Raw genomic sequence first — 21268 nt, 5'->3', positions numbered from 1 at the left:
CTTATCACCGCCAAAAAACTAATTAGTTGCACTTTCTGCAGCTAAAAAAGCGAAATCAAACCAATTAGAGGTAACTCATCAGATTTAGATGTACAAAATGCAACTAACTGCCACTTTTACTACATAACCCAAATTTAACTGCACATAATGCAATTAACCAAGCCTGTTATGAGTTAAAAAGCACCGCTCCCAAGAGGGACGGTGCTTAGTATCGTTATAGAGTTACGCAACGCATAACCGTCATTTATTTCTTTTTACGCTTACGTGGTGCTCCTTCTGGAGCGCCGCCATTATTGTCACTCCGTTTAGAAGTGACTTGCTCAGAAGTCTCTACGTTGCCTGGTGTCACGGACTGGCCGATGAACACGCCGCCTTTGGTTTTCTTTTTGCGGCGGCCTTTGCCTGTAGGAGCACCGTTACGGCCTTCTCCACCGCCAAAGTTCCCCCCGCGATCCTCGCGGCTGCGGAACTTCGTGCTGCCGTCCACGCCCCGCGCTTCGCCGCCGGAGGAGTCGGACGCAGGAGCGCCGTATCCGCCTTTGCCGGAGCCAAAGCCGAAGCTGATGCCGCGTCCACCACCGGCACCGCCGGTGTCTCCGCCGCGGCCTCGCCCGCCGCTGCGCTCACGCGGCGCGCCTGCGTTGCCGCCGGCTTCGCCTCCGCGCTCTGCGCCCGGCGCAGCAACTACCCGGCTCGCATCCTCGCCGGCCTCGCGCCCGCGCTTCCGCTTACCGCGTCCGCCCGCTGCGCCAACACCGGCCGCTTCGCGCGGCCCTTCACCGGCGCGCACAGCTGCGCCCGGCTTGCCCTTGCCCGCGCCTGCAGCAGCGCCGCCGGGCTTGCCTTTACCGCCGCGTCCCTTGCCCGCGGCGCCTTTGCCCCCGGCCGGCTTAATGAAGCCGCCGCCCGAACGGCCGCCCTTGCCTCCGCGGCCGCCTGCAAAACCACCGCCGCGGTGCTCGCCTGGCGCGCGTGGCTTCATGTCGACCAACTCGAAATCGATCGTGTGGTCATCCATATTTACTTTGGCGACTCGGATCTTCACCTCGTCACCAATGCGGAACACACGCGATGTGCGCTCGCCAATAAGCGCCATATGACCTTCGTCGAAGTGATAATAATCGTCGCTCATTGCACTGAGACGAATAAGACCTTCGACGGTATTATCCAGCTCGATGAACATTCCGAAGCTGGTCACACTGCTGACCATAGCCTCGAATTCCTCGCCTACTTTATCCTGCATGTATTCTGCTTTCTTCAGTTGCTCCGTATCGCGTTCAGCTTCTACCGCCACACGCTCGCGTTCCGAGGACTGCTGAGCAATGTCAGGCATCCGGCTAGACAAATAATCATGCCGTTTCTGGGTCAGTGCCCCTCCATTCTCAATCACTTCACGCATTACGCGGTGAATGACCAGATCGGGGTACCGGCGAATTGGAGAAGTAAAGTGAGAATAGTATTCCGCAGCCAGTCCGAAATGGCCCGTGCTCTCCGCATCATACTTTGCCTGCTTCATGGAACGCAGCATCATCGTACTGATGACCGTCTGTTCCTTTGTGCCTTGGATTTGCTCCAACAGATCCTGCAAAGCACGTGGATGAACCGAATTGCCACGGCCCTTGACGTGATATCCGAAATTGGCCGCAAAAGCCATAAAATTCTGCAGCTTCTCTGGATCTGGATCTTCGTGAATCCGGTAAAGGAACGGAACCTTCAACCAGTGGAAATGCTCAGCAACCGTTTCATTTGCCGCCAGCATAAACTCCTCGATAATCTGCTCCGCTACAGAACGTTCACGCTTCACGATATCTACAGCCTTGCCGTTCTCGTCGACGATGATTTTGCTCTCTTCAAAATCAAAATCAACCGCACCCCGGCGCATCCGCGCATCGCGCAGCTTCATCGCCAATTCTTTCATGAGGCGGAAATCATCAATTAGTGGACTATAACGTTCCAGCAGCTCTGGATCTTCATCTTCGAGAATTTTACGAACATTGGAGTAAGTCATTCTCTCTTTGGTGCGAATCACGCTCGTAAAGACATCGTGCTTCACAACCTTCATTTGCTCGTTAAATTCCATTTCACAGGACATTGTTAACCGGTCTACCTGTGGATTCAAGCTGCAAATCCCGTTCGATAGACGGTGCGGCAACATCGGAATAACCCGGTCTACCAAATACACACTACAACCGCGGTCATAGGCTTCTTTATCCAGCTCAGAGCCTTCACGCACATAATAACCTACGTCTGCTATATGGACGCCCAGCTTGTAATGTCCATTCTCCAAGCGCTGTACGTTTACCGCATCATCCAAATCCTTAGCATCTTCGCCATCAATCGTAACAATGTTCAGCCCGCGCAGGTCGCGTCTTCCTTGCTCCGCAATCTCCTCTTCTGTAATTGAATCAGGAGCACTATCGGCTTCATCCATCACTTCAGCTGGAAATGCTTCAGGCAATTGATGTTTGCGGATAATGGAAAGAATATCAACACCCGGATCATCCTTATGTCCGAGAATTTCAATAATTTCACCCTCTGCCGCTGCTCGGCCTTCCGGATAACTCACAATACGCACAACGACCTTTTGACCATCTACAGCACCTTTAAAGGATTGCTTCGGAATAAAAATATCACGATTAATCCGCTTGTCATCAGGCAGCACAAAACCATAGGTCTCCAGGTTTTGAAAAACACCTACCGTCTGCAACACGCCACGTTTTACAATACGTACTACTTCGCCTTCCATACGTCCGCCGGACGGACTTTTAGAGGTAATACGAATCAGAACGATATCGCCATTCATAGCTCCCTTAAGATCATTTGCATGGATATATACGTCAGGATGATCACGATCATCCGGGATTAAAAAAGCAAAACCCTTCGCATGTGCTTGTAAACGTCCACGCAGTAAATCCATCCGTTCTGGCACGCCATAGCGTGCAGTACGGGTCAATACAATTCTTCCATCCTGCTCTAATTCAATCAGCAGCTCCTCGAACTTTTTAAACCCTTCACTATCCTCTAGAGCAAAATGACTCACCAGCTCTTCATAAGTCATTGGTTTATATGCAGTTTCCCGCATGAAATCGAGTAATATTTCTTGTGTTATCATGTTCGTCACCCCAGCCCTCCGCGGCTTCAAGCCGCTGGCAAATATGTATATCTTGTCCTGCCCTGCAGTAATGCCAAGTAAATTTTACCTTTACTACTTCATACCCTAGTATACACGAAATCAATCCTGCGCATCCCTGTTACTGTCATCCAAAGGTTAACACAGTACAAAATTTCCTTTAACTGCTGAAATACATCCATGCCAATTTCAGATTTACTTCCTATCGATCCAGCCTTTTTCTTTGCGAATATGAAAAGAAAAGCACCCTTAGGTGCTTTTTAACTCCTTTTAATATAACAAAAAAGCCTCCGCTCTATTCCATTTAGAACAGAGCGAGGGCTTACGGTAGATCTTTTAGTCGATTAGAATAGCAGCTAGAATCGCCATGATGAAGAAACCAGCAGCAAGTCCAACAGTTACACGTTGTAGTACAAGCTCCATACCACGAGCTTTTGTTTTACCAAAGAGATGCTCAGCACCGCCAGAGATGGCACCGGAAAGACCCGCGCTTTTCCCCTTTTGCAGAAGAACGACCGCAATAAGACCGACGGAAAAAATCAGGAGCACAACTTTCAAAAAAATATCCATTCACTTCCACCTCCTACGCCTAAGCATCACTATCTATGGTAATTTAGGTTATCACGATACATAAACAGTATTCTTATTTTATCATAGCGCTGTCGGTAATACAACAGCTTAGACTGTTAAGTCGTAGCTTTTCTTGCAAGATAAGGATAAACCTATTAAAGTCTATCTTCTTCAAATCATAAAAAAGACCCGCCATAACGGCGGGTCTTCGAAGTCTGCTATAAAAGCAGATTATCTTTTAAGGTTGTAGAAGGATTTCAGGCCGTTGTATTGAGCCAATTCACCCAACTCATCTTCGATGCGAAGCAATTGGTTGTATTTAGCAACACGGTCTGTACGGGAAGGAGCACCTGTTTTGATTTGACCAGCATTAGTCGCAACAGCGATGTCAGCGATTGTGCTATCTTCGGATTCACCGGAACGGTGGGAGATAACTGCTGTGTAACCAGCACGTTTAGCCATTTCGATAGCATCAAAAGTTTCAGTCAATGTACCAATTTGGTTAACCTTAACCAAGATGGAGTTACCGATACCTTTTTCGATACCTGTTGCAAGACGCTCAGTGTTAGTAACGAACAAGTCGTCACCAACCAATTGGACTTTATCGCCCAATTTTTCAGTAAGCAATTTCCAGCCATCCCAGTCGTCTTCGGACATACCGTCTTCGATTGTGATGATAGGATATTTTTCAACCCATGAAGCAAGAAGGTCAACATACTCAGCGGAAGTGTAAGATTTACCTTCGCCAGCAAGGGTGTATTTACCGTCTTTGTAGAACTCAGTGGAAGCAACGTCCATACCCAAGAATACGTCAACACCTGGTTTGTAACCAGCTTTTTCAATAGCTTCGATGATTGTAGTGATTGCTTCTTCATTCGAACCAAGGTTCGGTGCGAAACCACCTTCGTCACCTACAGCTGTGTTCAGGCCTTTGGATTGAAGTACGGATTTCAAGTTGTGGAAGATTTCAGCACCTGTGCGAAGAGCTTCTTTGAAGCTTGGAGCTCCTACAGGAAGAACCATGAACTCTTGAACGTCGATGTTGTTGTCCGCATGCTCACCACCATTGATGATGTTCATCATTGGTACTGGTAGAGTTTTAGCGTTGAATCCGCCCAGGTATACGTACAAAGGAATATCCAAAGCTGCTGCAGCTGCACGAGCTACTGCCATGGATACAGCTAGGATTGCGTTAGCGCCCAATTTACCTTTGTTAGGAGTTCCGTCCAAAGTAATCATCAATTTGTCGATGCCCACTTGGTCAAGAGCGTCCATACCGATAACTTCTGGAGCGATGATTTCATTTACGTTCTCAACAGCTTTCAGAACGCCTTTACCCATGTAACGGGATTTGTCGCCATCACGAAGTTCTACAGCTTCGTGAGCACCAGTGGAAGCGCCGGAAGGAACGATAGCGCGGCCTTTAGCACCGGATTCCAGATAAACGTCAACCTCTACAGTAGGGTTACCACGGGAGTCAAGGACTTCGCGAGCATATACATCAGAAATAATAGTCATGTAAGTTAATCTCCTTTTAACATTGTTTTGGTCTTACTTGTATAGCTTAAAATCAAAGGCGTTATACCTTACCTTACTTACGGCTAGCAATCATGGATTGTCCGGTCATTTCCGCAGGTTGCGGAAGTCCCATCAAATCTAGGATTGTTGGTGCTACGTCTGCAAGAATACCGGATTCACGCAATACAACATTCTCAGTAGTCACGATGAACGGAACAGGATTGGTTGTATGAGCTGTGAACGGGCGACCGTTCTCGTCAAATACCATATCTGCATTACCATGGTCAGCGATAATAATGGCAACGCCACCTTTGGCAACAACCGCATCCACTACTTTACCTACACACTCATCCGTCACTTCTACAGCCTTGATTGTTGGTTCCAGCATGCCGGAGTGTCCAACCATATCAGGATTGGCAAAGTTAAGAATGATAGCATCCTGTCTTTCCGCTTCGATTTCCGCTACGCAGGCTGCAGCCACTTCGTATGCGCTCATCTCAGGTTGAAGATCATAGGTTGCCACTTTAGGAGAGTTGATTAAGATCCGAGTTTCACCAGGAAGCTCCTCGTCACGTCCACCGCTGAAGAAGAAGGTTACATGCGGATATTTCTCAGTTTCCGCGATGCGCAGTTGCTTCTTGTTTTGTTGAACAAGCACTTCACCCAATGTGTTATCCAGGTTCTTCGGTGAATAGGCTACATAACCTTGTACCGTTTCGCTGAAAGTAGTTAGGCATACGAAGTGCAGGTTTTGCGGGAACAAAGGACCACGATCGAAACCGCGGAAATCTTGATTCGTGAACACTTGTGACAATTGAATAGCACGGTCAGGACGGAAGTTGAGGAATACGACGGAATCGCCGCTCTCTACTGCCGTTACAGGTTTGCCTTCACTGTTTACAATTACACTAGGTTCAACGAATTCATCAAATACCGAGTTTTCATAAGATGAAGTGATGGCTTGCACAGCATCCGTGTATTTAGGGCCTTCACCATAAACCATAGCACGGTAGGCTTTCTCTACACGTTCCCAACGTTTATCACGATCCATTGCGTAATAACGTCCGGACACCGTTGCAATTGTACCCACGCCAACCTCTTCGATTTTAGCTACTAGATCTTGGACAAACTTCTTCCCACTATCAGGAGCTACGTCACGACCGTCCATAAAAGCATGGATATACACTTCATGCATATCTTCTTTTTTAGCCAGGTCAAGCATAGCAAACAGGTGGTTAATATGGCTATGTACCCCTCCGTCGGATACAAGCGCATAAAGGTGAAGCTTTTTGCCAGTGTTCTTAGCATTTCTAACTGCGCTAACCAGGGTTTCGTTATCGAAGAACTCACCCTCGCGAATCGATTTATCGATACGAGTCAAATCCTGATAAACGATCCGGCCTGCACCAATATTCAAATGCCCTACTTCGGAGTTGCCCATTTGCCCTTCCGGAAGGCCTACAGCTTCACCGCAAGCAGTGAGTGTAGTGTTAGGATATTGTTTCAGGTAACGGTCATAGTTAGGTTTGTTGGCTTGAGCAACGGCATTACCTTCTGTCGTTCCACGCAAACCAAAACCATCCATGATGATCAAAGCTACGGGTTTTGGAGCTGACATCTTACTTCGCCCCCTCAACCAATTGAACGAAGGAATCCGGTTGTAAGCTGGCACCGCCAACAAGCGCACCATCGATGTCGCTTTGGCCCATGTACTCAGTTACATTCTCAGGCTTCACGCTGCCGCCGTATTGAATACGAACAGCTTCAGCTGTTGCTGCATCATACAGATCTTTTACAAGACTGCGGATGTAAGCAATAACTTCATTAGCATCTTGGGAAGTGGAAGATTTACCTGTGCCAATAGCCCAGATAGGTTCGTATGCAATAACAACTTTTGCTGCTTGCTCGGCACTAAGACCTTGGAATGCAGCTTCAGTTTGTACTTTACATACTGCTTTAGTTTGATCAGCTTCACGCTCTTCGAGCTTTTCGCCAACACATACGATAGGAGTAATTCCGTGACGGAATGCAGCATGCATTTTCTTATTCACGATTTCATCCGTTTCGCCAAAATAAGCACGACGCTCAGAGTGGCCAATGATAACATAGTCCACACCAAGATCACTTAGCATTACACCACTGATCTCGCCTGTGTAAGCACCGTTATCTTCAAAGTGTAGGTTTTGTGCACCAATCTTGATGTTAGTACCTTTTGCAGCTGCTACAAGTGCAGGCAGGTTAGTAAATGGAGCGCAGATTACAGTCTCAACGCCTTCTACTTCTGCTTTGCCTTTAATTTCAGCAATAAAGCTTTCTGCTTCAGGAACTGTTTTGAACATTTTCCAGTTACCTGCAATAATAGGTGTTCTCATGACTTATGTTGCCTCCTTCTTAGGTCTTACTTATCGTTCAGTGCTTCTACGCCAGGAAGCGCCTTGCCTTCCATGAACTCAAGGGATGCACCGCCACCAGTGGAGATATGATCCATTTGATCAGCCAGGTGGAATTTCTCTGCTGCTGCTGCGGAATCTCCGCCACCAATAACAGTGTAACCTTCAGTAGTTGCACAAGCTTTTGCTACTGCAAGTGTACCTTCAGCGAATTTATCGATTTCGAATACGCCCATAGGTCCATTCCAGACAACCAGCTTGGAGTTCTTGATAATATCGGCATAAAGTTCACGAGTCTTAGGTCCGATATCAAGTCCTTCCCAACCTTCTGGGATTTCATTGTAATCAACGATCTTAGTGTTAGCGTCAGCACCAAATTTATCAGCAACAACAACATCAACAGGAAGCATGAAGTTTTTACCAAGTGCTTTTGCTTTTTCGATGAATCCAAGAGCAACGTCAAGTTTGTCGTTGTCTACTAGTGATTTACCGATTTCAAAGCCTTGTGCTTTAGTGAATGTATAAGACAATCCACCGCCGATCAGGACGTTATCAGCCAAAGACAACAAGTTATCAATAACATCAATCTTGTCTTTAACTTTCGAACCACCGATGATCGCAGTGAAAGGACGTTCTGGGTTAGAAAGAGCTTTACCAAGAACGGACAATTCTTTCTCCATCAAAAGACCGGATACAGCTGGTAAGAAATGAGCGATACCTTCTGTCGATGCATGTGCACGGTGAGCCGCACCAAACGCATCATTAACAAACAAATCAGCCAATTCAGCGAATTGTTTAGCCAGTTCAGGATCGTTTTTCTCTTCACCTGGGTAGAAGCGAACATTCTCAAGTACAAGTACGTCGCCTTCGCCTAGCTCAGCGATTTTTGCTTTTACAGCTTCGCCAATTGCTTCGTCAGCTTTAGCTACGGGTTTGCCAAGGAGCTCGGACAGACGTTCAGCAGCAGTAGTCAAACGCATGGAATCTACGAATTCGCCTTTAGGACGACCCATATGACTCGCAAGAATGATCTTTGCACCGTTCTCGATCAAATATTTAATGGTTGGAAGTGTTTCGCGAATACGAGTATCATCAGTAATTTTACCGTCTTCTACAGGTACGTTGAAATCCACGCGTACAAATACGCGCTTACCCTTTACTTCTACATCACGGACGCTTTTTTTGTTCATGATTAATTCCTCCACACCCAAAATTGTTTCTAGCAGGAAACAAGAAATACATTTAGAAAGAGCGGAAACAAGGAATTTCTGTTTCCGCTCTATAGATGTTGCTTATATCAAGTCAATTACTTAGCGATTTTAGCGAATTTCTCCAAAGTACGAACCAATTGTGCAGTGTAGGACATTTCATTGTCATACCAAGCAACAGTTTTAACCAGTTGTTTGTCGCCAACAGTCAATACTTTAGTTTGTGTAGCATCGAACAGGGATCCGAAAGTCATACCTTTGATGTCGGAAGATACGATTTCATCTTCAGTGTAACCATAAGTGTCTGGATCGGAAGCTGCTTTCATTGCTGCGTTGATTTCTTCAACAGTAACGCTCTTATCAAGAACAGTTACAAGTTCAGTCAGGGAACCAGTTGCAACTGGAACACGTTGAGCTGCACCATCCAATTTACCTTTAAGTTCTGGAATAACCAGACCGATTGCTTTAGCAGCACCAGTAGTGTTAGGAATGATGTTCTCAGCTGCTGCACGAGCGCGTCTGAAGTCACCTTTAGCATGTGGAGCATCCAAAGTGTTTTGGTCGCCAGTGTAAGCATGAATTGTAGTCATCAAGCCTTCAACGATACCGAACTTGTCGTTCAGTACTTTTGCCATTGGAGCTAGGCAGTTAGTTGTGCAAGATGCGCCGGAAATAACAGTCTCAGTACCATCAAGAATGTCATCGTTAACGTTGTAAACGACAGTTTTCATGTCGCCAGTAGCTGGAGCGGAGATAACTACTTTCTTAGCTCCACCTTTCAAGTGTTTTTCAGCTGCTTCTTTAGTTGTGAAGAAACCTGTGCACTCAAGTACGATATCAACGCCTAGGTCGCCCCATGGCAATTCTTCAGGGTTGCGGTTAGCAAGAACCTTAACTTCTTTACCATTGACTTTGAAGAAGCCATCATGCACTTCAACATCACCTTGGAATTTACCTTGAGTTGTATCATATTTAAGCAAATGAGCAAGCATCTTAGCGTCAGTCAAGTCGTTGATTGCTACCACTTCGATACCTTCTACATTTTGAATACGGCGGAAAGCAAGGCGTCCAATACGTCCAAAACCGTTAATTCCAACTTTTACACTCATTGAATAGTTCCTCCTAGAATTCGTTTTATTTATTCAAAACAGACGGTGAGGTCTGTCATGACAACAATGTTAAGTATGATGCAAGAAGTATGTTATTGCCTGCAATCTAAAAACTACGAAGATAGCTGTAGTTGATTGTCAATTTCCTTGCCTATTTCTACTGCAGCAGCCTCGTCCGTGACGAGAATATTCTCCTGCCCGAAACGCAGCATGGCATGAATGGCTTTGGCCTTGGGTTTGCCTCCTGCAATACCGATGACTTTCTCTGTCCGGATAATATCTTCTAGACGTAGACCCATCGTAAGCATGGTATGGACAACCTGACCCTCTTCATTGAAATAATAGCCAAAAGATTCGGCCACTGCCCCTTCACCCTGGATTTCCGAGACTGTAGCCTCGTCCAGTTTGCGGCGGCGGGTCATTTCAATGGCATCCCCAATCCCATGTACAATAATACGCGAACTACGGATGGTTTGTACAATCTCTCCAATATTAGAGTCAAGTGCCAGCGATTGGTATGCATCCCCGCTAAGCAAATCAGGGACATGCAACAACCGGTAGTTGGCTCCAACCCGCTTTGCCATTGTTGAGGCAATCGTGTTGGCTTGAATCTCCATACTCTCTCCTAATCCTCCACGCGCCGGAACAAACCAAGCGTTCTTATAGGAAAGGGACAACGGCGGTGCCAGTTGATCAGCCATATCGGCAAGCGTCGATCCACCTGTGACGGCAACTGTATCATCTGCGCGAAGTATACTCAGCAGCGCTTTCGCACCCGCTCGGCCAAGCTCTCGTTTGGTGAACGGCGATGACTCACAATCACCCGGTACTACAATAACTTTATCCAGACCATACGTTGCTCGAATTTTCTCTTCCAGCTCATCCAGACCAAATAGGCTCTTAACAACCGGCTCTAGCAAATCAAGCAGTCTACGTCCAGCAGCGCTAATGCGCATGCCAACACTCTCGATCTCAATAAGCCCTTGCGATTTCAGAAGATCCGTCTCGGCACGCAGTACCCGCTCAGTCATATCTAGCGAAGCGGCTAGCGTTCTGCGCCCAATAATATCGGACAGCATGATCTGATGAAGAATCGTGTACCGTCTCTTAAGGGTTTCCATGAGATCAGGCAGAAGCTGCTTTTGGATATCTAATAAATTACGCATACTTTCACTCCTGCAACTTCGTCTTCCTCTATTCCCTTGTTCATGGTCTCAAAACGTCCCGGGTAAACTTTTTAAGTCCCACCCATATTCTAACCAAATATTGCTCGAAGCGCAAGTCTTCCGAGAGTAGAATTCTCAAGCGCTTGTCTTCTTATACATTAATAAGGTCAGAAAAAGATATAGCGCCCGATGCCTGTCCCTAGAGCGCTTGTCCAGTATTAATATTACATTGCAATTGTGTAAAAATTGTATTATAATCATTTTTGTTGCGCCCGTGGTCCAATGGATATGACGTAGGCCTCCGAAGCCTGAGATCCAAGTTCGATTCTTGGCGGGCGCGCCATTAATTTCATTTTTGCACATAATTTAGTAGTGCCTATACTACTACTTAACCAAAGAGCCGCTTGTCGGCTCTTTTTTTTGAATATAAGTTTGACTTTCTTTGACTTTTTGTTTGAATTTGTTTATCATGTGGGTAATACGGCAAGAGTAAAAATGAATACATTTGAAGAACCAATATCAAGGAGGTTTTCCACGTGAGTTATATTCCTATGGTAGTAGAACAGAGCAACCGCGGCGAGCGCGCTTATGACATCTATTCCCGCCTGCTGAAGGACCGCATCATTTTCCTTGGAACGGAGGTTAATGACGTGGTAGCCAATTCTATCATCGCACAAATGCTGTTCTTGGCTGCCGAAGATCCTGACAAGGACATTCACCTTTACGTGAATAGCCCAGGCGGTTCCATTACTGCAGGTATGGCTATTTTTGATACAATGCAGTACATTAAACCAGACGTTTCCACCATCTGTGTGGGTATGGCAGCTTCCATGGGAGCTTTCCTGCTAAACGCTGGCGCCAAAGGCAAACGCTTCGCACTGCCTAACAGCGAGATCATGATCCACCAGCCTTTGGGTGGTGCTCAAGGTCAAGCAACGGACATTGAAATCCGTGCCCGCCGCATCCTTAAATTGCGCGATAAGCTGAACCGTATTCTAGCAGAACGTACGGGTCAACCTCTAGAACGTATTGAGAAGGATACAGATCGCGACTACTTCATGACTGCTGCAGACGCGGCTGAATACGGTATCGTAGATAAAGTAATCGAGAAGACATTGCCTAGCGGTGTGTAAGCTATAAAGTAAAAATATAAAGAGGCTGTGCTCTATCCGTTATGGTTAGAGCACAGCCTCTTTATATTTTATAGAAGACCTAAATCCAATTAAGCCAGCCCGCCATAACCTAGCGCATCCAGCTTCTCGGCAATTACGCGATAACCCCGGCCATTCGGATGCAAATGATCAATGGATAACAGCCCTCTCTCATTTCCTGCGAACTCACTGTAAATCGAAGCAAATCCACATACTCGGCTGCTGTACTGTGCTGCGTATTGATTAAACTGCCTGACCCACTCTGTCGCACCAACCACCTGAGGATAGGGGTTATATAATCCCACAATTCTAATGATAAAAGGTCTACGCGTCCTCGCCTTCAATTGTATAAGGATATTCATAATTGCAGAGAAATTTTGTTTGCATTCCTGAAGCGATCTGCGCAGTTCTGCGGATAAGTTGCCTTGCTGTCTTGCTGCTGATTTGGCCGCGTGAATCAAATCATTACCACCGATAGACACAGTGATGATATCGGCTACTCGAACGGCCTCACGCATCATGGAATTTCCGCGCAGCCGCTGCTCCAGCTCTGAAGTAGTCATTCCGTTCACGCCTAAATTCGTAGAGGCTACAGTAGTCCGCAGTCTCCCTTCTGCCATTCTACGGTACACCGGTACAAAACCGTTACCTGGCAGAGCACCAAATCCAGTCGTCAAGGAATCGCCAATTGCAGTATATTGGTAGCCCATAGCTCTCCCCCGTTCATAAACTAGTTACTCCCTTTAGCATATGAACAAGAGACAACTCTGGTAAGGGGGAGATGTCTTGTGCCGACATTAGCGGAGACGAAGCATTTCCATTTATTTTATGCCAGCAAACGGGCTACTGCCATCCGGCAAAAGCTCTTTGAAACTAAAAGTATACTCAGGGAAGCCTGCAGCATACGCTGTGTACTCATATAATTGGAAGAACAGAACAACCTTGTCGTCCTTCAGATAGAAATATTTCTCCGTATTCAATCCGTTGAATCCTCCCAAATAACTACCCTCTGCCTTCAGCAACTTGCTCAGCTTTGCATTCAGCTGTTTTTTGTAGTTTGGATTAGCTCCAAACAGGTCGCCCAACAGTAGACGTTTACCATCCTTAAGCGAGAAGGTGAAGGCTTCACGGTTAGTCATTCCATGGGCCCCGCCCGTATCACTATACTGATGCATCACTATGCTGATCACACCATTCTGATTGTAGGTCACTACATAACCTGAATCATAGGTGTATTTGGGCTCTGCTCCATCTCGATCGGAGATATCCTGTTCTGCACCCGCCGCGAATTTCATAACACTTTCCTTCAAAGTATTATTAATAGCTTGTTGCGCACTGGAGTTGCCCAATCCACTGATCTTCGGATAATCAAGCTGAATATAAGCTTCTGCCCGATCTTTAGCATAAGTTTCCGTGGTTACCGTCAGCGCGTTCTGCGGTCTGTTCACCACATTCAGCCTACTGGCGGCCCGACTCCAATCTACCTTATAACCCATATAATCATTTAACAATCCTGATGGAACATAGAGGCGATTATTAATTAACTTCCCTTCATACTCTCGAATGAAATAGTTATTCACCCACACAGAAGTACCGTAACTGGATAACATCAACTTAGCCTTGGTCGATCCTTTTCCAATCATGTACGCATTTTCCTTCTTATCATACACAAGCGGTAATCCCAACACATCTCGCATAAAAGCTAGGGGAATCCAGGCCTGTCCTTCCTTCAAAATACCTTCCTGCATCGAATTTATCCCGTTTGCCTTTAAAACGATACGCGAATCAATAGCTTTATTCTCCGTTTTACTAGCTGCTGCATAACCCGTTTCGCTGGGCAGCAGGCCTCCAACAAACAATAAACCTGCTGACATCAGACCTATGCCCCATTTGCGCGCTGATTCTTTTGAAATAATATTCATCATCTTATTTTTCCTCTCCTTTCCAATTTATTAAACAGAATCGTAGAGAACTTACACAAAAAAAGAGGCGCCCCCCCACTATTACTAGTGGAAGACACCTCTCCTCTCTGCATTCACCTTGTTCTGATACTATTTCAATTCATACATTACGCTCAGCTGAGTTGTAACTTTAACTACTCCGGGTTGCACGGATGTGCTTGCACCAGCATCTGCTGCAGCCATATTCATTTTTAGATTCTGTTCAAAATAAACCGGAGTGATATCGCCATCATTTTGGCTGACCGTGATCACTTGACCCAAGCTGCGTTTAGCTGCCTTAGCAATAGCCCCTGCTTTAACATCTGCATTCGCCATCGCTTTTTCAATCACCTGAGCTTCAAATGCAGAAGTATCTTCCACAGAAAAACGTGCATTTCCGATATTATTCGCCCCTGCCGCAGATGCAGCGTCCAGCAATTCACCAACCTTGGTCAGATCTCTATAAGACACTAACAGCGTATGATTGGCGTTGTACCCCTTCACTTGCTGTCCTTCTTTTTCGCTGTAACTATAATTGGGTTGCACATAAAACTGCGTGCTTTGAATATCTTTATCTGCAATTTTCCAAGTATTCTTCAGTAAAGTCATAATCTTCTGAATTTTAGCGGCATTGGTCTTCTGCGCTTCTTGCGCAGTTGTGGCTGTAGTATCCACACCGATGGACAAGTATACGATATCCGGCTTGAGGGATAATTCGCCTTTACCTACTACACTAACGACATTTTTCTGCACTTCATCTGCGTAAGCCTTTGCAGGACCTTGGAAAACACCACTCATGCTGATCCCTCCAATTAACAAGCTCCCTACGATCATCACTGAACCAATTTTCTTCAATAAACCTTTCATATTTGCCAGCCCCTTTCATTTCTTGTGTTTTGTTATTATCCTCTAGACGAGTCATTTTGGTAAATGTTGCACGTTCTCCATCTATTTTTTGGTATTAAAAAAAGCCCCGAAGGGCTTTTGGTCATGCGATAAATAAAGTCTTCCTAGCAGAAACGATGTTGTCTTCCTATTATTGGTTCTCAAGCTCTTCTTTGCTGACCAGACTTGTCAAAGCGTTTACAGCTTGATCGGCATCCGCACCGTCCGCGCTAATGTAAATCTCCGTGCCGGAACTGATAGCGAGGCTCATAATCCCCATAATACTTTTAGCATTTACTTTTTTATCATCTTTTTCCACGAAAATCTCCGACGAAAACTTGTTAGCTTCTTGCACAAACAATGCTGCCGGTCGGGCATGAAGCCCTGTCTTCAACCGAACAACTACCGGGTGCTTTGTCATGAAACGCTTACCCCCTAATTGAGTTCTCCCCAAAAGTTTCACATTAATTTTATATTATTATATCATTATAACGTAAACCACACTAGAAAAAAAGTAATTAGCCGCCTCGAACCTTGTCCGCCAGCTCATCAATCTTACGAAGCCGATGATTTACTCCCGACTTACTGACTGTACCTTTGAGCATTTCACCAACCTCCTTGAGGTTGATATCTGGATGCGCCATTCGAATTTCTGCTACTTCACGCAGTTTATCCGGCAAATTCTCCAGTCCCATTTCTCGCTGCAACAGCTTGATATTTTCAATCTGCCGCACCGCAGCACTTATTGTTTTGTTGAGATTTGCAGTCTCGCAGTTCACGATCCGATTCACGGAATTACGCATATCGCGCATAATTCTTACATCCTCAAATTTGAACAGCGCCTGATGCGCTCCAATCAAACTTAAGAATTCAATAATCTTCTCGCCTTCTTTAATGTAAAGAATGAACCCTTTTTTACGTTCGATGCAGCGTGCGTTTAGGTGGAATTCCCCAGCCAGATCCACTAATGCTTTACAATGTTCCTCATACATCGAGGAAATCTCCAAATGGTAGGAGGAGCCTTCCGGATTATTAACCGATCCGCCAGCCAGAAAGGCACCGCGCAAATAAGCACGCTTGCAGCAGTTATTCCCAACAATCTCATCATCAATACCATCAGTAAAAATAAATCCTTCCGACACAATTCTAAGATCCTTTAGGATCTCTTGTACACGGTTTGGGATTCTGACGATATAGACGTTATTTTTCTTCAAACGCATTTTTTTACGCACGAGTAGCTCAATATGGACCTGGTAATATTTCTTAAGTAAAGAATATACCCGCCTTGCAATCGCGGCGTTCTCCGTCGAAATGTCGAGAATAACCTTTTTGCTTGAAAGCTGCACAGATCCATTCATACGGATAAGCGCTGACATTTCCGCCTTCTCGCAGCAGGGTTCACTCTCCACCATCGTCAGCTCTTTTTTGGTAAGGGCCGCAAAAGACAAGGGTCTCACCTCTTTCTTGATAAGTACTTCGTTCTCATCTATAAGTTATACCCTAGGGTTTCTGTTTATCCAATCCTGCACAAGCTGATAAATGTGATGACTAAGCTTATCGGTATCATGTCTCAAATAAGTTCGGAATAAAACCAGTTTATCGGCTATAACCTTGTATCCATTGCCATCCAGCGCTTCTTTATCAAGCTGCACCGGGCGCGCGCCCTTCTCGGCGTACTTCGTCTGGACCTGTTCCGGAATCTCACCGTCATTAACAATAACATAATCGAATAAATCGATCCCGATATGATCATATACAGCTTGAAGATGATCGCTGACGGTATAGTTATCCGTTTCACCCGGCTGAGTCATTACGTTGCAGACGAAAATTTTGATAGCATTCGAAGATACAACCGCTTCTGCCAGTTTCGGAACAAGCAGGTTGGGAAGAATGCTCGTATACAGACTGCCAGGACCCAGCAGGATCGCATCTGCATTCCGAATCGCCTCAAGCGCTTCGGGCAACGGTTCTACATCTGGCGGCTCCAAGGACACTCGTCTGATGATCCCGCCAGCTTCAGGGATTTTGGACTCCCCCGTGATAATCGTGCCGTCCGACATTTCTGCATGCAGGATTACAGCTTCACCGGCCGCAGGCAATACCCGGCCGCGAACAGCGAATAATCGACTGAGCTCCCGTACAGCTGTAACGAAATCGCCGGATATATCCGTGAGCGCAGCAAGAATCAAGTTGCCGAGACTATGACCAGCTAGTCCCTCACCCGTGTTGAAACGGTATCTCATAATCTCTGCCATGAGCGGCTCAACATCAGCCATAGCTGTCAATACGTTGCGGATGTCCCCAGGAGGAGGCATTTGCAGTTCACTGCGCAAAATACCTGAGCTTCCCCCATCATCGGCAACGGTAACAATAGCAGTAATATCTAATGGCTTCTCTTTTAAACCACGAAGCATAACAGATAACCCCGTGCCACCGCCCATAACGACGATACGTGGACGCTGTCTTTGTTCTTCAGCCACTATGACCCCTTCTCTCTAGTGCCGATCACGCTCGGAATCCCGATGACTAACGGTTACGGATTCCGTCTCGCTAACGCCCAGCATTTTACCCAAATACTCGGATATGGCTACGGAACGGTGTTTACCTCCCGTACAGCCAATGCCAATGATAATCTGGGACTTACCTTCCTTACGATATTGCGGAATTAGAAAATGAAGCATATCGAGCAGTTTGGTCAGGAACACCTGTGTTTCAGGCCACTTCATTACATAATCGTAGACTTCACTGTCCTGGCCGGTTTTAGGCCGCAGATGGTCCACATAATGTGGGTTAGGCAAGAAGCGGACATCGAAGACAAGATCTGCATCAATAGGGATACCGTACTTAAATCCGAAGGATGTAATATTGACGGAAAGCGTACTTTTTCCTAGATGCGAAAACCGTGAAACGATCTTCTCCTTAAGCTGCACGGGCTTCATACTGCTGGTATCTAAACATAACGTAGCTGAATTTTTCAATTCTTCAAGCATTTTACGTTCTAGCTTGATACCATCAAGCGGCAGCCCCTTAGGTGCTAATGGATGATGACGTCGACTTTCCTTGTAACGCTGAACAAGTACTGAATCTGTAGCATCCAAAAACAAGATCTCACAGCCAATGGTTGACTCATCCTTGATATAGGCAAGAGACTCAGACAAAGCAGTGAAGAATTCTCGACCACGCAGGTCAATTACAAGGGCTACCTTGGCAATCTTACCCTTCGACTGTTCAATTAGCTCTGCGAACTTGGGAATCAGCACCGGTGGTAAATTATCGACACAGAAGAACCCTAGGTCTTCCAGACTCTGTACAGCAATTGTCTTCCCCGCACCTGACATTCCCGTAATAATAATCAGGGTGGCTCCAGCCGTTGGGGTATTGTCCAATTCGGTCATAAAAGCGTCCCCTCCCTAGATTTAGTATATGAATACTTCCCGTCTTTTAAGAACGCAGCAAAAGGCCGGCAGCCCCAACAATACCTGCGTCATTGCCTAGCTCAGCTGGAATAATCGAAACACCAGTTTGAAGCGGAGCCGGTGTCAATTTCGCAAACACACGACGAACCTCATCAAATAGAATATCTCCAGCCTTAGACACACCGCCGCCAACGATAAATACTTCAGGGTTAAGCACAGCCGCAACAGAAGCCATGGATTTACCCAGATAGTACGCTGCACGATTCACTATACGGATAGCTACTTCATCGCCAGCCTTAGCCGCATCAAAGACTTCTTTCGCAGCAATCTTCTCTACCATAGAGAGGGAAGTACGATCGCCACGAGCTACTGCATCATTAGCCATGCGGATAATACCTGTAGCGGAGGAAACGGTTTCCAGACAGCCCATGTTGCCACAGCCGCATTGAATAGCTTCCAGATCCGGCACTACTGTGATATGACCAAGCTCACCAGCTAATCCCGCAAAGCCTTGATAAATCTTTCCATTAATAATGATTCCGCCACCGACACCTGTTCCAAGCGTATAGCAGACACAGTTATCAACGCCACGTCCCGCACCGCTCCAAGCTTCGCCCAGTGCAGCCACATTCGCATCATTGTCTATTTTGACAGGCTTGTTCCAACGATCTTCCAAAATGGAACGGATCGGCACATCTCTAAATCCTATGTTAGGCGCAAGGATGATGATTCCTTCACGAATATTTGTGAACCCGGCTACACCCGCTCCTACACCTGCAAGCTGATCCCAAGAGTACGGGGAATCCTCCACAATTTGGCGTACATACTTCTCGATATTATCGATAACAGTATCGACACCCTCTGCAGTTCCTGTAGGTCCCTCATAAGTATGTAGCAGGGTACCTTCAGCATTACAGATTCCAACCTTAATTGCAGTTCCACCCAAATCCACGCCAACGTAGATATTCTCAGACATGTAACAAGCCACCTTTTTTTATACTAAAATAGTTAATCCTAAGTACCAACTATAATAGAAGCCCTCTCTGTGGTCAAGGAAAGACAACACACCCGGGAATTCCTTATTTTAAGAGTATACTCTATTATATTCTAAAAAGACCCCCTTACGCCTAAGTAAGAGAGTCTTGTACCTATATTATTATCTGGAAAATAACCCAACGCACCGATTTATTCTGATAAAATGCGCTTTTGGCCCTCTAATGCTCGGATTGGAGCGATATTCTGTGTGAACTCTAGCGTGCCCATATATTGGCCTGACTCGTCTCGTACAGCGAAGTAACGGATGTAGATAAACTTATCCTTGATATTGATCCAGAAGTCTTCAGCATCCTTACGGCCTGCCTTAAAGTCTTCCAAAAGCTTCTCTACCACATGAACACTTTGCGGGGGATGACAGTTCTGTACTGTACGGCCGATAACCGCTTTAGTTCGGGCAAAGATACGTTCCTTCCCGTGTGAAAAATATCGGACAACATCATTCTCATCAATGAAGGTTAGATCTACAGGAAGATGGTTGAGTACGGTCTCCAGCTGATGCAGTGACAACAACCCTGTCTCAAAACGGATGAACCCGCCTTGCGGCGTAGCTCCTTCTGTTTCTTCCAGCACTGTGCCGTCCGGCTCAGCGGCCCGCTCAGGGATCCACTCCTGCTCCGGTGCGGTTAGGCAGAACCCGATCTCATCACTCTCCCGGGCGATTTTGACCCATTCATCTTCCGTCAGTTTGTCCAGGGCCATGGGCAATAGAATATTTTCTTCCTTAAAGATCATTTCATTAACTTCCTTGATGATCTCCTCAAGCTGAATGCCTATTTCTGCTGCGTTTCCGCTATAAGTGCTGAGCGCAGCTTTTGCCTCTTTAATCATACGGCGGATATTATCATCCACTCCCCACATTACCTTGGTTGGGCCATAAATGCCGTATTTTTCGAGGTATGGGAACAGCAGATTTTCTTTTCGGCTATAGTGTTTATCAAGATCCAGCAGCAAGCTAAGATCCTCCAACAATTTGAAGATCAGTTCCTCACTATCATTCTTTTGAAACTTTGTTGCGTGCAGATCCATGCGGAAGTTAACAAGTTTTTCGATCTCACGATTCTCCAATTTGAAGGTGTGTACTGGATGGCCTGGCTGCTCCTCGGGCTGGGACGAGCGGTGAATTTGCTCAATAGAGCCTTTAAAAATGGCTGTATGCACCGAACAAAGACGTTGGACCTCGGATACCGGAATTCCTTCTTCGGTCATTAATGAATGCTCCATCGCGGAAATCTCCGCTACGGTAACATCACCCACAGCTTCGGCGAATCGCGCCTTAACCTCTTCTACACTTTTCCCTGCATGCAGCTCTTTAATAATCTCCTTAAGCATAGCCTGGCGACGAGTCTGTTCCGGCACATCAACTTCACGGTTGTTAATCAGTTCGCTCATATTAACACTCCTTTATTAAATAATCCCGAAACCATGACGTTCAAAAGTTTGCTTCACGTGCTCGAGATCCATTTTTTTCAGCTTAATTCCTTTGGATAAGGTCATGAAACGGCCAGCAGTCTGCAGCATGCCAGGCTTGGCAATATCCTTAAAGCCCAGCTCTACCATAATCTCGATGACCTCCGGATGCCGTGATACCATCTCGAATATAGATTCATCCAAACTCAGCACTTTTTCCATCTGACTCTTCTCCTTTATGTGAGAACTATTCTCAATAAAAGATTAGCACAGGCCGTACAGGACCATTGTGATTGCAATCACTAATTCAAAAGAAAGCAAT

General features: G+C 46.0%; 19 protein-coding genes and 1 tRNA gene. 2 read left to right on the top strand and 18 right to left on the bottom strand.

The annotated features are described in order from the left end of the window. Positions 1-244: 244 nt before the first annotated feature. The 8 genes from rnr to NST58_RS00915 form a co-directional block, all read right to left on the bottom strand. Entirely contained in the window at positions 245-3112 is a 2868-nt protein-coding gene (gene rnr, locus NST58_RS00950; protein ID WP_076280352.1) for a ribonuclease R, read from the bottom strand. 354 nt (positions 3113-3466) lie between these two features. Next, a complete protein-coding gene (secG, locus tag NST58_RS00945) occupies positions 3467-3700 on the bottom strand; it encodes a preprotein translocase subunit SecG (protein ID WP_076126868.1) in 234 nt (77 codons plus the stop codon). 231 nt (positions 3701-3931) lie between these two features. Beyond that, on the bottom strand, positions 3932-5218 hold the full coding sequence (gene eno, locus NST58_RS00940; RefSeq protein ID WP_036687130.1) for a phosphopyruvate hydratase: 1287 nt from the start codon (positions 5216-5218) through the stop codon (positions 3932-3934). 73 nt (positions 5219-5291) lie between these two features. After that, entirely contained in the window at positions 5292-6836 is a 1545-nt protein-coding gene (gpmI, locus tag NST58_RS00935) for a 2,3-bisphosphoglycerate-independent phosphoglycerate mutase (protein WP_076305439.1), read from the bottom strand. A gap of 1 nt (position 6837) precedes the next feature. Beyond that, entirely contained in the window at positions 6838-7590 is a 753-nt protein-coding gene (gene tpiA / locus NST58_RS00930) for a triose-phosphate isomerase (RefSeq protein ID WP_036687124.1), read from the bottom strand. A 26-nt stretch (positions 7591-7616) separates the two neighbouring features. Further along, positions 7617-8798, bottom strand: a complete 1182-nt coding sequence (locus NST58_RS00925; RefSeq protein ID WP_036687122.1) for a phosphoglycerate kinase — start codon at positions 8796-8798, stop codon at positions 7617-7619. A 116-nt stretch (positions 8799-8914) separates the two neighbouring features. After that, entirely contained in the window at positions 8915-9925 is a 1011-nt protein-coding gene (gene gap / locus NST58_RS00920) for a type I glyceraldehyde-3-phosphate dehydrogenase (RefSeq protein ID WP_036687120.1), read from the bottom strand. A 113-nt stretch (positions 9926-10038) separates the two neighbouring features. Beyond that, positions 10039-11091, bottom strand: coding sequence for a sugar-binding domain-containing protein (locus NST58_RS00915; protein WP_076126862.1), 1053 nt, complete (start codon positions 11089-11091; stop codon positions 10039-10041). Positions 11092-11359: 268 nt separating this feature from the next. Here NST58_RS00915 and NST58_RS00910 point away from each other — a divergent pair. Continuing rightward, positions 11360-11434, top strand: a tRNA-Arg gene (locus tag NST58_RS00910). Positions 11435-11627: 193 nt separating this feature from the next. Further along, complete coding sequence (clpP, locus tag NST58_RS00905) at positions 11628-12224, top strand: ATP-dependent Clp endopeptidase proteolytic subunit ClpP (protein ID WP_036687113.1); 597 nt, start codon at positions 11628-11630, stop codon at positions 12222-12224. Between the two features lie 89 nt (positions 12225-12313). Here clpP and NST58_RS00900 read toward each other — a convergent pair whose 3' ends face one another. The 10 genes from NST58_RS00900 to NST58_RS00855 form a co-directional block, all read right to left on the bottom strand. After that, positions 12314-12952, bottom strand: coding sequence for a GDSL-type esterase/lipase family protein (locus tag NST58_RS00900; RefSeq protein ID WP_076186860.1), 639 nt, complete (start codon positions 12950-12952; stop codon positions 12314-12316). A gap of 111 nt (positions 12953-13063) precedes the next feature. After that, entirely contained in the window at positions 13064-14167 is a 1104-nt protein-coding gene (locus NST58_RS00895) for a DUF4163 domain-containing protein (RefSeq protein ID WP_339245660.1), read from the bottom strand. 126 nt (positions 14168-14293) lie between these two features. Further along, positions 14294-15049 carry an SIMPL domain-containing protein gene (locus tag NST58_RS00890; RefSeq protein WP_076126857.1) on the bottom strand — a complete coding sequence of 252 codons (756 nt, stop codon included), beginning with the start codon at positions 15047-15049 and terminating at the stop codon, positions 14294-14296. A gap of 169 nt (positions 15050-15218) precedes the next feature. Continuing rightward, a complete protein-coding gene (locus NST58_RS00885) occupies positions 15219-15488 on the bottom strand; it encodes an HPr family phosphocarrier protein (RefSeq protein ID WP_036687106.1) in 270 nt (89 codons plus the stop codon). 97 nt (positions 15489-15585) lie between these two features. Continuing rightward, positions 15586-16515 carry a DNA-binding protein WhiA gene (gene whiA / locus NST58_RS00880; RefSeq protein WP_036687104.1) on the bottom strand — a complete coding sequence of 310 codons (930 nt, stop codon included), beginning with the start codon at positions 16513-16515 and terminating at the stop codon, positions 15586-15588. 45 nt (positions 16516-16560) lie between these two features. After that, entirely contained in the window at positions 16561-17508 is a 948-nt protein-coding gene (locus NST58_RS00875; protein WP_169744815.1) for a YvcK family protein, read from the bottom strand. 54 nt (positions 17509-17562) lie between these two features. Further along, positions 17563-18462 (bottom strand): RNase adapter RapZ, encoded by a 900-nt coding sequence (rapZ, locus tag NST58_RS00870; RefSeq protein WP_076126855.1) that lies wholly within the window; start codon positions 18460-18462, stop codon positions 17563-17565. Positions 18463-18508: 46 nt separating this feature from the next. Continuing rightward, positions 18509-19459, bottom strand: coding sequence for an ROK family glucokinase (locus tag NST58_RS00865; protein WP_036687097.1), 951 nt, complete (start codon positions 19457-19459; stop codon positions 18509-18511). Between the two features lie 209 nt (positions 19460-19668). Continuing rightward, on the bottom strand, positions 19669-20928 hold the full coding sequence (locus tag NST58_RS00860; protein WP_339245657.1) for a DUF438 domain-containing protein: 1260 nt from the start codon (positions 20926-20928) through the stop codon (positions 19669-19671). Between the two features lie 15 nt (positions 20929-20943). Further along, entirely contained in the window at positions 20944-21168 is a 225-nt protein-coding gene (locus tag NST58_RS00855; RefSeq protein ID WP_076126852.1) for a DUF1858 domain-containing protein, read from the bottom strand. Positions 21169-21268: the final 100 nt, after the last annotated feature.

The sequence above is a fragment of the Paenibacillus sp. FSL R10-2796 genome (assembly GCF_037965315.1).
GTDB lineage: Bacteria > Bacillota > Bacilli > Paenibacillales > Paenibacillaceae > Paenibacillus_AQ > Paenibacillus_AQ odorifer.
Note: the sequence above shows the minus strand (reverse complement) of the source record. Positions and strands in the feature narration are given on the sequence as shown.